General features: G+C 67.4%; 9 protein-coding genes. 5 read left to right on the top strand and 4 right to left on the bottom strand.

Annotation, left to right across the window (positions count from 1 at the left end):
- Positions 1-82: 82 nt before the first annotated feature.
- From EYS21_RS04070 to purB, 3 genes are all read right to left on the bottom strand, one after another.
- Positions 83-4933 (bottom strand): NAD-glutamate dehydrogenase, encoded by a 4851-nt coding sequence (locus tag EYS21_RS04070; RefSeq protein ID WP_131131937.1) that lies wholly within the window; start codon positions 4931-4933, stop codon positions 83-85.
- 104 nt (positions 4934-5037) lie between these two features.
- Positions 5038-5709 carry a histidine phosphatase family protein gene (locus tag EYS21_RS04065; RefSeq protein ID WP_131131936.1) on the bottom strand — a complete coding sequence of 224 codons (672 nt, stop codon included), beginning with the start codon at positions 5707-5709 and terminating at the stop codon, positions 5038-5040.
- Positions 5710-5829: 120 nt separating this feature from the next.
- Positions 5830-7272, bottom strand: a complete 1443-nt coding sequence (gene purB, locus EYS21_RS04060; RefSeq protein ID WP_131131935.1) for an adenylosuccinate lyase — start codon at positions 7270-7272, stop codon at positions 5830-5832.
- 188 nt (positions 7273-7460) lie between these two features.
- On the opposite strand from purB, the gene EYS21_RS04055 reads away from it, so the two are divergent.
- Together EYS21_RS04055 and EYS21_RS04050 are read left to right on the top strand one after the other, a co-directional pair.
- Positions 7461-7763 carry a hypothetical protein gene (locus EYS21_RS04055; protein ID WP_131131934.1) on the top strand — a complete coding sequence of 101 codons (303 nt, stop codon included), beginning with the start codon at positions 7461-7463 and terminating at the stop codon, positions 7761-7763.
- The gene (locus EYS21_RS04050) at positions 7763-9250 is read left to right on the top strand and encodes a hypothetical protein (RefSeq protein WP_207307676.1); all 1488 of its coding nucleotides are present in this window, start codon (positions 7763-7765) and stop codon (positions 9248-9250) included. The genes EYS21_RS04055 and EYS21_RS04050 overlap by 1 nt, the downstream gene beginning before the upstream one ends.
- 15 nt (positions 9251-9265) lie before the next feature.
- On the opposite strand, the gene EYS21_RS04045 is transcribed toward EYS21_RS04050, so the two are convergent.
- Complete coding sequence (locus EYS21_RS04045; protein ID WP_131131933.1) at positions 9266-9694, bottom strand: phage holin family protein; 429 nt, start codon at positions 9692-9694, stop codon at positions 9266-9268.
- Between the two features lie 125 nt (positions 9695-9819).
- On the opposite strand from EYS21_RS04045, the gene EYS21_RS04040 reads away from it, so the two are divergent.
- From EYS21_RS04040 to EYS21_RS04030, 3 genes are all read left to right on the top strand, one after another.
- Positions 9820-10938, top strand: a complete 1119-nt coding sequence (locus EYS21_RS04040; protein WP_207307675.1) for a histidinol-phosphate transaminase — start codon at positions 9820-9822, stop codon at positions 10936-10938.
- Between the two features lie 149 nt (positions 10939-11087).
- Positions 11088-12323, top strand: coding sequence for a pyruvate dehydrogenase (acetyl-transferring) E1 component subunit alpha (pdhA, locus tag EYS21_RS04035; protein ID WP_131131931.1), 1236 nt, complete (start codon positions 11088-11090; stop codon positions 12321-12323).
- Entirely contained in the window at positions 12323-13303 is a 981-nt protein-coding gene (locus tag EYS21_RS04030) for an alpha-ketoacid dehydrogenase subunit beta (RefSeq protein ID WP_131131930.1), read from the top strand. Before pdhA ends, EYS21_RS04030 begins: the two co-directional genes overlap by 1 nt.
- Positions 13304-13310 lie beyond the last annotated feature (7 nt).

Here is a 13310-nt window from a genome sequence, read left to right as displayed (position 1 = left end):
GCGGTGTTTCCTTCGCGTAAGCGCCCAGAGAACAGTCAGTGATGCCGCAGGTCATCTGCGGGGGCGCCCGTCTGAAGCGCGGTTACTGCCGCACCAGCGTGCGGAGGAGCTTCAGCGCCACGGAGATGGACGCGATGTCCACCTGCCCCGGCCCCGTCACCTCGGCAAAGGTGTCCTTGATCCGTGCCAGCTGTTCCTGGTGTCCGCGTTCCCACGCCACGATGCGTTCCACCGCGTCTGGTCCGCCCGCCCCGGGCGCCGGACTTGCCTGCATCACCGAAACCGTCATGTCGGCCACGGCCGAGTAGACGTCGTCCCGCAGCGCGGCCCGGGCGAGCGTCTCCCAGCGGCTTTGGCGCGGCAGGTCCGTGATGCGCAGGAGCAGGCCGGCGGCGTCGATCCTTTGGAAGACCGCGTAGTAGAGGTCGGCGATGGTGGGGATGGGCTCCTGGACCTGTTCGGACACCAGCGAGATGTCCAGGAGGCCGAAGCTCTCCAGGAGATCCGAGGCGCGTGTGCCCAGGTCCCGCGGCAGTCCAGCGCTGTCCCAATGCGAGAGGCGCCCCTGCACCCGGTCGATGTCGGAGCCCCGCAGGTAATCGGAGGTCCGCGTGCGGAGCAGTTCCAGGCTGGGCAAGATCCTGGCCAGGGCCGCCGCGATGGGCTGGTCCCGGTGGTCGTGCGTGACGTACCAGCGGGTGGCCCGGTCAAGGACCCGGCGCATGTGGATGGCTACTTCGGCCGCCTGGTCGCTGGGGAAATCCGGCGGCAGGGCAGCAAGCCGCTCCATGATCCAGGGCAGGTCGTAGGCCTCGCGGGCCACCACAAATGCCCGTGCCACCGCGGCGGCCGTGGCGGTGGTTTCCTCCTTCGCCCGGAAGGCGAAGGTGATTCCGCCGAGGTTGATCATGTCGTTCGCCACCACGGTGCAGATGATCTGGCGGCGGAGCGGATGCGAGTCCAGCTCCGATTCGAAGCGCTCCGATACCTGGCGCGGGAAGTAGCTGCGCAGCGTTCCCCTGAACCACGGGTCATCGGCCAGGTCGCTGGACGTCAGTTCCTTGGCCAGCTCGATCTTCGCGTAGCCGGCAAGGACGGACAGCTCCGGCGAGGTCAGCCCCTTGCCGGAACGGAGCCGTTCGCGCAGCTGCTCCGTGCTGGGGAGCGCTTCCTGGCCGCGGTCCAGTTCCGAGGCGTTCTCGAGCCAGTCCATGGTCCGCTCGAACCCGGGACTCCATTCGAGCACCAGGTGCCGGTCGTTGAGCAGGAGGACGTTCTGGTCCGCGTTGTTGGCGAGCACCAGCCGGGACACTTCATCCGTGAGGGAGTGCAGGTACTCGCCGCGTTCGGCTACCGGCATGCGCCCCGCCGCGATCATCCGGTCGATAAAGATCTTGATGTTGACCTCGTGGTCCGAACAGTCCACGCCCGCCGAGTTGTCGATCGCGTCCGTGTTCAGCAGCGTGCCGCCGAGGGCCGCCTCGATCCGCCCGCGCTGGGTAATGCCCAGGTTGCCGCCTTCCACGATGACCCGGGCGCGCACCTGGCTGCCGTCGATCCTGATGGGGTCGTTGGCTTTGTCGCCCACGTCCTGGTGCCGTTCGATGGACGCCTTGATATAGGTTCCGATCCCGCCGTTGTAGAGCAGGTCAACGGGCGCCCGGAGGATGGCCTGGAGCAGGGCGTGCGGCGGGAGGGCTGACGTGCCGGCGGGCAGGCCGAGGCAAACCCGGACCTGCTCGGTGATGCCGATCGCCTTCGCAGTCCGGGGGTGGACGCCGCCGCCCTCGCTGATCAGTGACGGATCGTAGTCCGCCCAGGACGAGCGGGCCAGGCCAAAAAGCCGTTGGCGCTCGCGGAAGGAGGCTTCGGCGTCGGGCGTGGGATCGAGGAAGATATGGCGGTGGTCAAAAGCCGCCACCAACCGGATGTGGCGTGAGAGCAGCATGCCGTTCCCGAACACATCGCCGCTCATGTCCCCGACGCCGGCAACGGTGAGGTCCTGCGCCTGCGGATCCATGCCCAAGGCCCGGAAGTGCTGCTTCACGGACTCCCAGGCCCCGCGGGCCGTGATGCCCATCTTTTTGTGGTCATAACCCACGGAGCCTCCTGATGCGAAGGCGTCCCCTAGCCAGAAACCATACTCATGCGCCACAGCATTTGCCGTATCGGAAAAGGCGGCAGTTCCCTTGTCAGCCGCCACTACCAGGTAGTAATCCTCCCCGTCATGGCGGACCACCTGGGGCGGCGTCACGATCTTTTCACCGGCCGGTGAGTCCACGAGGTTGTCGGTGAGGTCCAGCAGTCCACGGATGAAAATCCGGTAGCACTCGATCCCCTCCGCCAGCCAGCCCGCACGGTCCACGGCAGGGTCCGGCAGCCGCTTGGGGAAGAAACCGCCCTTGGCGCCGGTGGGGACGATGACGGAGTTTTTCAGGTTCTGCGCCTTGACCAGGCCCAGGACCTCCGTGCGGAAATCTTCGCTCCGCTCGGACCACCGCAGCCCGCCGCGGGCCAGCTCGCCGAAGCGCAGGTGGACCCCTTCAACCCGGGGTGAGTAGACCCAGATCTCATACTTCGGCCGGGGGAACGGGGCGTTGATGATGGCGGCCGGTGTCAGCTTGAAGCTCAGGTGCGGTTTGTCCTGGAAGTAGTTGGTGCGGAGGGTGGATTCCACGAGGTTCATAAACGTGCGCAGCAGCCGGTCGGCATCCAAGACAGGCACGGCCTCGATGGCCGCCAGGACCTCGGTGCGCGCCACGGCCGTTTCCCGGAACCGGGCGGCAGAGTCCAGGGCGGGGTCGAACTTTGCCTGGAACAGGGCGAGAAGGGCGTGAGTCGCCCGCACGTTGGTTTTCAATGTGTCGGCGATGAAGCCGTAGGAATTGGTCGTTCCCAACTGCTGGAGGTACTTCGCGTAGCTGCGCAGGATGGCCGCCTGCCGCCATTCCACGCCCTCCCTGATGACCAGCGCGTCGATCGCGTCGGACTCGATATCCCCGCGCATGGCGGCGCGGAAGGCATCGGCCAGCAGCTGGCTCGTGGCCTCGGGGTCCACGCCCGCTGGGTACCGCACGCCCAGGTCGTACAGAAACAGGTCATGGGACAGTCCGCGGCGGATCTCGAATGGCCTCTGGTCCAGGACTTCCAGGCCCAGGTTGTGCAGGAACGGCAGGATCTGGGTCAGGCTGCGCGGACGCGTCAGGTAGAGGCGGATGCGGGCCTCCTCCGGGGCGCCGCCAGACCGGGACACCCTCAGGAGCGGATCGCCGTACGGGCGGCCGCCGGTGCCGTCCAGGTCGAAGGCCTCGAAGTTGGTGATGTCCCGGACCGCGTCCTCCAGCCGGTAGTCCGCCCGGTATGCAGGCGGAAACGCATCGGACCACAGCCGGGAGATCCGTGCGGCCTCGGTTGCCGGGAAGCGGTCACGGATCAGTTCGTCGAGGCCTTCCGGCCACGAGCGGGTGGCAGCGATCAGGTCCCGCTCCAGCTGGGCAGGATCGACGCCGGCCGGACCGCCGACTGCCGCCCGGACCCCGGAAGCTGATTCGTCCGCGGGGGTACCTGCAGTCCCGATGCGGAAGAAGATCCGCGCCATCGGGGATTCGGACAGCCGCACCTCGAATTCGATGGAGGCCGCGTTGAAAGCGTGCGTGAATTCCTGCTCCATCAGCAGCCGGACGGCGGTGCTGTAGCGCCTGCGCGGGAAGAAGACGAGCGCCAGCACGAACCTGCCCAGGGTGTCGGTCCGGAGGAACAGCCTGGTCTGGCGGAGCTGCTCGGCGCGCATGATTTCACGTGCCAGCCGGCCGAGGTCAGCGATGCTGATCTGGAAGAGGACCTCGCGGGGGATTGCCTCCAGGGCGGTCACCAGGTCCTTGGCCTGCTGCGAACCGGGCGCCGCCCCGAGCCGGTCCCTGACTTCCTCCAACTTTTCCCGGATCACGGGAATCCGCCGGACGGACTGATGCTCGGCGCTGGGTGTGAAGAGACCGAGGAACCGGTGTTCCCCATCGGCTTTCCCTGCCCGGTCGAAGGTCTGCAGCCGGATCTCGTCCAGGTATGCGCCCCGCAGGACTGTGGACCGCACGTCGGACGTGGCCAGTGCCAGGACCCGGGGTTCCGCCACGACGGATTCCCCCCGGCCGGGACCGGCTTCGGTGTCCGCCACGGCGGCACGTGGCCGCCGCCGCAGCCCAAGCCCCGAGCCCGCCCGGACCGCGAGCCTTTCCGGACCTCCCGCCGTCGCCGGTTCATGCCGGCTGTAACCCAGGAACACGAAGTTGCCCTCCGCCAGCCAGCGGAGAAGGTCACGGAGCTGCCGGGCTGTCGGTACGGCCTGGGGCGGCGCATGCTCCGCAGCACCCTCGGCCTCGGCCAGCTTGCCGTGGATGGCAGCCTCATCGAGGGCGACGGCCCGCACGTCCGCCACGACCCCCAGCAGCCTTTCCGTGAGATCCCTGGCGGCGGCAGCGTCGGCGAGCCGCCCCATCTCCATGCCGATCCAGACCTCCGGTATTGCGCCGTCAGGAGCGGCGGCGCCGGAAACGAGCCCTTCCCGCACCTGGCCCGGGCGGATTTCCAACAGCGCATGGGAAGCCGGGTCGCGGCGGACCAGGAAGGTGGGGTGGACCAGTTGGCGGATCGGTGTGTCTTCGCGGGTGAGTTCCGCCGTGACGGACTGGACCAGGTACGGCAGGTCTTCGGCGACCACCGCCACCACGCTGGTGTCCAGCTCGCTCAGGATCCCGACGACGGCCTCTCCGGGATGCCGCCGGGACGCCAGTTCCAGGTGGTGGGCTGCCCTGTCGCGGAGGGTTCCGGGGTCGTAGTTGTGCAGGTCTTCGGCTGCCACGTGGGCATAGTAGGAGGTGACGAAATCCGCGTCGGGTTCCAGCGAACCTGCGGGAGTCTCTTCAGGTGTCCGTGCCATGCCACTGCGCCTCCACTGCGCGGTGAGCCACCGGGATAACGCTCCCCGCGCCTACCCTTCATCATGGCCGGAGGGGCCGGTGCCGTCCAGTCCGGATCAGCGGGCTATGCGCCGTCGCCCATGGGGTCCCCGGCCGTCGGGTCGGCCAGGGCAAGGCCACCCACGGGGCTGCCGTCCCAGTGGATCAGCTTCCAGCCTGTGTCCGGATCCCCTTCCAGGGCCACGATGCCCGTATTCGACAGGACATGGCGGGCAGCGAATTCATGGTCTGCGTCGGCAGCGCGGAGGCCGGCCCAGGTGCGGATGGCGGCGCCGTGGCTGACAACTGCGGCAACCGCTGAGTCCCCATTGCTGGCCGCACGCCCGGCAATCCGGGTGATGGCGCCGTCGTACCGTTCGAAGAACTCGTGGCCGTCCGGACCGGCGGGCATGCGGCGGTCCAGGTCTCCGGCGGCCCACGCGAACACTGTGCCCATGTACCGCATGTGGGATTCGTGGTCGGTCAGTTTTTCCAGTGCCCCGGCTTCGATCTCGTGCAGCCCGTCCAGCACCTTGACTTCCAGGCCATGGACCCGGGCCAGCGGGGCCGCGGTGATCTGCGTGCGGAGCAGGGTTGAGGCGTACAGCGCCGCGATGGGCTCATCGGCCAGGGACCGTGCCATCGCTTCGGCCTGCCGCTCTCCCAGCTCCGTGAGCCCGGGCCCCGGATGGGCCGTGTCCAGCTGGCCGAGTACGTTACCGGGGGTTTGTCCGTGGCGGATGAGCAGCAACTTCATGCTCCCAGTTTCGCACCTTGCGGCGATCCCGGCCCGGTCCCGGGTGAGAACACGGAAAGGCGCCGGGTCCCGCAGGAGCCCGGCGCCGCCGTCGTACTTCTTCTTGGCCGTACAGGCCGCCTACCTGAGGTGATCCACCAGCTGGTCCGCGATGCCTGTGTATTTGCCGGGCGTGAGGGCGAGCAGCCGCGCCTCGGCCTCGGTGGAGAGGCCCAGGGACTGGACGAACTCCTGCATGCGGGCGGCGTCCACGCGCTGTCCGCGGGTGAGGTCCTTGAGCCGCTCGTACGGGTTTTCCATGCCTTCGACGCCGGCAATCGCCTCGGCGCGCATGACCATCTGGATGGCCTCGCCCAGGACTTCCCAGTTGGTGTCCAGGTCTCCGGCGAGGACGTCTTCGGCAACGTCGAGGCGGTCCAGGCCCTTAGCGACGTTGGAGATGGCCAGCAGGGAGTGGCCGAACGCCACACCGATGTTGCGCTGGCTGGAGGAGTCCGTGAGGTCGCGCTGCCAGCGGGAGGTGACCAGCGTGGAGCCCAGCACGTCCAGGAGGCCCGAAGAGATCTCCAGGTTGGCCTCGGCGTTCTCGAACCGGATGGGGTTGACCTTGTGCGGCATGGTGGAGGATCCGGTGGCGCCGGCTACGGGGATCTGGGCGAAGTAGCCGATCGAGATGTAGCTCCAGATGTCCGTGCAGACATTGTGCAGGATCCGGTTGAACCGGGCGACGTCGGCGTACAGCTCTGCCTGCCAGTCGTGGCTTTCGATCTGGGTGGTCAGCGGGTTCCAGGTCAGCCCCAGGGCCTCGACGAAGGACTTGGCCACCTGCTGCCAGTCGGCGCCGGGGACCGAGGCCACGTGGGCGGCGTAGGTGCCGGTGGCGCCGTTGATCTTGCCCAGGTATTCGGTCTTGGCGACGCGGTCCAGCTGGCGGGACAGGCGGTGCGCGATGACGGCCAGTTCCTTGCCCAGGGTGGTGGGGGTGGCGGGCTGGCCGTGCGTGCGGGACAGCATGGGAACCGCGCGGTTCTCTTCCGCCATCTTGCTGATCTGGGCCACCAGCGCGCGTGCGGCCGGCAGCCACACGTCCTCCACAGCCCCCTTGACGCCCAGGGCGTAGGAGAGGTTGTTGATGTCCTCGGACGTGCAGCCGAAGTGGACCATGGCGGTGAGGTGCTCGATGCCGATGGCGGGCAGCCGGCGGCCGATGTAGTACTCCACGGCCTTCACGTCGTGGACGGTCACGGCTTCGATTTCGGCGAGTTCGGAGACCGATGCGGAGTCGAATTCCGTGACGATGGCGCGGAGCCGGTCCTGCTGTTCCGGCGTGAGCGGGCCCGCGCCAGGGAGGACATTGTTGCTGGTCAGGTGGATGAGCCACTCGACCTCCACGGCCACTCGGTCGCGGTTGAGGGCCGCCTCGGACAGGTAGTCAACGAGGGGTGCGACGGCGGACTGGTAGCGGCCGTCCAGCGGGCCCAGGGCGATCGGCTCCGGTGACGCGGCAAGGGCCAGGCGTCCGGAGGGCGTGCGGGTATCAGCTGTGGCGGCAGTTTCAGGCATGTGCTGATTCTTTCACGAACTCCCCACCCCCGCTTAAGCGGACTGCCCGTGTGAACAGCCGGCGCCAGTTGTCCACATAGCCGACGGCGGTGCTTCCGTGGGACGGGCGCCATTCCGTAGCGTCGGGGGTCAGGCGGTGGCGGCTCAGGGACCAGGCATTCCTGTCTGCAGTTGGGAAAGGAACGGATATGGGCAGTGATGTGACGGCAGCCGATATGGCGGCATGCATGTCCCGCAGTTATGAGGTCCAGCAGTTGGCGGGCGGGGTTGACCTGTGCCTTGCGAGGGTGGAGAAGGTCCTCGCCGGGTTCCGCGGGATCCAGCTCCTGGACTGGCAGTCACCGGCCGGGCGGGCATACCGGAATTCGGTGGCCCTCCAGGAGGTGGCGCTGGGAAGGTCGCGCATACGGCTCGAGGACGCCTTGGTTTCGGTGAGGCGCCACGCGCAGGCGGTGGCTGCTTCGGCCGGCAACCCGGCGGGGCGCTTCTGATGGCCGAGGTGACCCCCTCCGGCAGCGGCGGACCCATCTACCTGACCGGGCCGGCAGTGGACGGTTCCCTGCAGATTCGCGGTGGTGTGGGTGGCATCAGTTTTCAGCTGGAAGAACTGATCGGCGGCGCTGAGAAGCTCGACGCTGCTGCGGACGAGTTGGCCGCCGTGGAAGTGGAGGTCCGCCGCATCTGGGAAGATCTTTGCCCCTACCAGAATGAACCGCGTCCCACCGGCACGGCTGCCCTGATGGACGTCGGGGAGGCCCAGTGGAGCGTCCAGGCCGTCCGTACGGAGCTGCAGCACATCAGCCGGCAGGTACGGCAGTGCAAAACGGACTACGAAGCCGCGGAGGCGTGGGCGGGCCTCTCCCGCGGAATGGGTGCAGGGCTGGCCAGCCCCGATACCCTGGCGCGTCAGGCAGCAGACGCATGGCTGGGGCAGGTTCCCAACAGGGAGGTCGCCGAACTCGCCACAGGCCCGATTGCCATGGCCGCGCTGCTGGCACTCTCGCCTGAACGCTTTTTTATGGCAATTGGGGCCGACCTGGCGGCCGGGAGGCACATCGCGGCGGCCGTTCCTTTGCTCACTGGCGTGGGCGGGCGGTCCATCAGCATCCTGACGCCGCGCCCTGTCACGTTGGAGCGGCAGGAGACGCTCCCCATTGAGTTTGATGGTTCACCCGCCGCACTCCTGGAACGGACGAGGGTCATCACTGAGAGGGGTGAGGGCTACATGGAAGTCATCGAGGTGGATAACGGGGGACAGAAAGCCTACGTGGTGGTGGTTCCCGGCACGCAGTCCGCAGGCGACGATATGGGGGGCGACAATCCCTTCGACGAAGCAGGCATCGCTGAAGGGCTGGGCCACAGCTCCGCCGAGATCAACAAGGCCGTGCTGCAGGCCCTGCAGGAGGCCGGCGCAGAAAAAGGGGCGTCCGTCGTGGCCGTCGGGTACAGCCAAGGCGGCATCCATGCGATGAACCTTGCCGCCGACGAACGGTTCCGCAACGAGTACGACATGAAGTATGTGCTGACGGCTGGTTCCCCCGTTGGCGGCATCCCTCCGGCGGCCGGTGTCAGCACCCTCCAGCTGGAGCACCGGCAGGACTGGGTTCCCGGAGCGGACGCCACGCCCGGCCCTGACACCCGGGACAGGGTGACAGTCACGCTGAACCAGCCTGTACGGACGCCGGAGGGTGACGATGGCGGCCTTGGTCCCGGCCATCGGCTCAGCAACTACGAGGACGGCGCACGCCTGGTTGCAGCGAGCGACGATCCTTCCCTCGTGGCGTCAACCGCAGTCCTGGGAGGGGTACTCGGAGCGGGCGGAACGGCAACGGCCACCCGTTTCGCGCTGACGCGTTCAAAGCCACCCGAACCGCAGCCCGCGCGCGGACCAGCACCGACGCCCATGCCCCAACCCTCACCGCAGCCGCCACCGTCAGGTGGCCAGCCCGCACAGGCAGCAAAGAGCACCGCCCGTTAGGCGGCTGGCCCAGCCTCAGCGCCTGCGCGCGCCCGGCAGCCGCCCTGCCACCACGGAGATCACGCTGATGATAATCGCTGCGAGCACGGCAGTCCAGAAAAAGGAATCGATCGTGAAGCGCACCGGAGTGTAGCCGCTGATCCAGGAGGTCAGGTACAGCATGGCGGCATTGATGACGATGGTGAACAGCCCAAGGGTCAGGATGGTGATGGGCAACGAAAGGAAGCTGACCAGGGGCCGGACGAACGCGTTGACAACGCCGAAAATCAGGCCCACGAAGAGATAGGCGAGCGTGATCCCGATGGCGTCCGTGCCCTGGGTGACACCGGATTCGGCCACGGCGTTTGTTGTGGCCGCCGTGGAGATGTCCAGGCCGGGCAGGATCCAGCTGGCGATCCAGAGGGCCAGTCCGTTAATCAGGACCCGCATGATGAAAGAGCGCATGAGCCCATGCTGTCACACTGCCCTGAACGACGGTCCCGGGGCGGCCCTGGGTGGAAAGCCGGACGCCAAACCTTCCGCCTGCAGGCGCCTTCGGGGCCCCTGTTGGGAGAAGTAGGCTAGTTGGCATGACTTCATCAGAGACCCTGGCCGGGGGAATCAGGCCGCGCCCTGTGGTGGGCCGGCTTCCCCGCTACGCCGCCGGCAAGCCCCCCGTCGCCGTTGACGGACTGGCCAGCTACAAACTGTCTTCGAACGAGAACCCGCTGCCGCCGATCCCCGCCGTCGTGGAGGCCATCGCACGCCAGACCGACTTCAACCGGTATCCGGATCCCCTCAGCAGCAAGCTCCGCGCTGCGCTCGCCGAGTTCCTCAACGTCCCCGCGGAAGACATCGTCACGGGAGCCGGCAGCCTTGGCGCCCTCAACCAGCTGCTGACCACGTTCGCCGGCCAGAATGACGACGGCAAGGCGGACGAGGTGATCTACGCGTGGCGGTCCTTCGAGGCGTACCCCATCAGCGTCGGCCTTGCCGGGGCCGAAAGCGTGCGGATCCCCCTGACTGCGGACGGGCGACATGACCTGGATGCCATGGCCGCGGCAGTCACAGTTCGCACGAGGGTCATCCTCCTGTGCACCCCCAACAACCCCACCGGTCCCATCCTGACCACGGCGGAAACGGAACGGTTCATCCAGGCCGTACCCTCCGACGTCGTGGTGGTCATCGATGAGGCGTACCAGGAATTCGTCCGGGCCCAGGACGCGGTGGACGGCATCGCGATGTACCGCAAATACCCCAATGTGGTGGTGCTCCGGACGTTCTCCAAGGCTCATGGCCTCGCCGGGCTCCGGGTGGGGTACAGCGTTTCGAATCCGGAACTCACGCAGCACCTCCGGGTGGCGGCCACGCCCTTTGCCGTGTCCCAGATCGCCGAGCAGGCAGCAATTGTCTCGCTGCAGAATTACCCCCAGGTTGTAGAAAGGGTACAAAGCCTGGTGGACGAGCGGGACCGGGTCACGGCCGGACTGCGGGACCTTGGCTGGTTTGTACCCGAGGCGCAGGGCAACTTCGTCTGGCTGGACCTGGGCGCCAACAGCGGGGAATTCGCCGAGTTGGCGGGGGCGCAGGCCCTCTCCGTGCGGGCCTTTGGCAACGAGGGTGTCCGTGTGAGCATCGGCGAGGTGGAAGCGAACACCCGTTTCCTCGGGCTGTGTGCAGACTATACAAAGCCGCCACGCCGTTCCTAGCGCTTAACATGTAGCCAGCGCGCTACCTACTGAAGATAAAGTTAGGATCAGTAAGCCAATATATATGCCAGCTGCGGAATGCATTCCTCTAACGGCATATATCCCAGCGACATTGCAACGCATCCGCATGCGGCAAGCAAGGAGACGGTATGGGCGCCACACATCTGCCCTCCACCGAGTTCGACGGAACAGCGGTAGACGACCAGCTTGAGGCTGATGCCGAGGCCGCCATGGGCGAGCCCCCGGCGCAGATGGTCCAGCTGCTGGGCCCGGACGGGAAGCTGGTAACCGATCCCGTCTACAGCAAGTACGCCGAAAAACTCGACGCGGAAAAGCTGCGCGGCCTCTACGCCGACATGGCTGCCATCCGCCGCTTTGACGTGGAGGCCACCGCCCTGCAGCGCCAGGGACAGCTTGCCCTCTGGGTTCCGCTGACCGGCCAGGAGGCCGCGCAGATCGGATCCGGCCGGGCCAGCCAGCCCCAGGACTACATCTTCCCCACCTATCGCGAGCACGGCGTCGCCCTCACCCGCAACGTGGACCTGGCCGAACTGCTGCGCCAGTTCCGCGGCGTCTCCAACGGCGGCTGGAACCCCAAGGACACCAACTTCCACCTCTACACGCTGGTCCTGGCGGCCCAGACGCTCCATGCGGTGGGCTATGCCATGGGCATCCAGCGGGACCAGAAGTTCGCCGCGGCCTCGGACCCCGTGGGCACGGAGCCGCCGGCAGCGGTCATGGCGTACTTCGGCGACGGCGCCAGCTCGGAGGGCGACGTCCACGAATCCATGGTCTTCGCCTCCTCATACAACGCCCCGGTGGTCTTTTTCTGCCAGAACAACCACTGGGCCATCTCCGTGCCCAGCACGGTGCAGACCCGCATTCCGCTCTCCAACCGCGCCAAGGGCTACGGCTTCCCAGGCATCCGCGTCGACGGCAACGACGTCATCGCCGTGCACGCCGTCACCGAGTGGGCTCTGGACCACGCCCGCCAGGGCAAGGGGCCGGTGCTGATCGAGGCCTTCACCTACCGCGTGGGCGCCCACACCACCGCCGATGACCCCACCAAATACAGGGAGTCGGCCGAAGAGGACGCGTGGCGGGCCAAGGATCCGCTGGCCCGGCTGGAGAAGTACCTGCGGGCCGAAGGGCTCGCGGATGACGCGTTCTTCGCCAAGGTCAAGGCCGACGGCGACGAACTCGCCGCTTACGTCCGGCGCACCACCCACGACCTTGAGACTCCGGACATCCGCACCGCGTTCGCGAACACCTATGTCGAGGCCCACCCGCTGGTTGCGGAGGAGCTGGCCTGGTTCGAGGAATACAGTGCAGGGTTTGCCGGCGAGGAGCCGGCCGGACAGGCAGAAACAGAGGCAGGCCACTGATGACCACCATGACAATCGCCAAGGCCATCAATGAAGGCCTCCGCGCAGCCCTGACCAACCACCCCAAATCCCTGCTGATGGGCGAGGACATCGGGCCCCTCGGCGGCGTCTACCGCGTCACGGACGGCCTGATTGCCGAATTCGGCCCGGACCGGGTGGTGGACACCCCGCTGGCGGAGTCCGGCATCATCGGCACGGCCATCGGGCTCGCGCTGCGCGGCTACAGCCCCGTCTGCGAAATCCAGTTCGACGGTTTTGTGTTCCCCGGCTTCAACCAGATCACCACGCAGCTGGCCAAGATGCACGCCCGCAGCAACGGCAACCTCACCGTGCCGGTGGTCATCCGCATCCCGTACGGCGGCGGCATCGGCTCCGTGGAGCACCACTCCGAGTCCCCCGAGGCGCTGTTCGCCCACACCGCGGGGCTGCGCATCATCACGCCGTCCAACCCGCATGACGCGTACTGGATGATCCAGCAGGCTGTCGAGTGCCAGGACCCCGTCATCGTCTTCGAGCCCAAGCGCCGGTACTGGCTCAAGGGCGAGGTCGATGTCGAAGCCGCCGGCACGGCGCAGGACCCCTTCAAGGCGCATGTGCTGCGGGAGGGCACGGATGCCACCATCGTGGCGTACGGTCCCCTGGTGCCCGTGGCCCTCGCTGGCGCGCACGCCGCGGCTGAGGACGGCCGCAGCGTGGAGGTCATTGACCTCCGCTCCATCTCGCCGATCGATTTCGACACCGTGGAAGCGTCGGTCAAAAAGACCGGGCGCCTGGTGGTGGCCCACGAGGCACCCACCTTCGGCGGCATCGGCGGCGAGATCGCCGCCCGGATCAGCGAACGTGCCTTCCTGTCCCTCGAAGCCCCCGTGATCCGTGTTGGCGGCTTCCACATGCCGTACCCCGTGGCCAAGGTCGAGGAAGACTACCTTCCGGATATCGACAGGATCCTTGAGGCGCTGGACCGGGCACTGGCCTACTAGGCGCCCC

Source organism: Arthrobacter sp. S39 (genome assembly GCF_004320525.1).
Taxonomy (GTDB): domain Bacteria; phylum Actinomycetota; class Actinomycetes; order Actinomycetales; family Micrococcaceae; genus Arthrobacter.
This window is presented reverse-complemented; position numbering and strand designations above follow the sequence as displayed.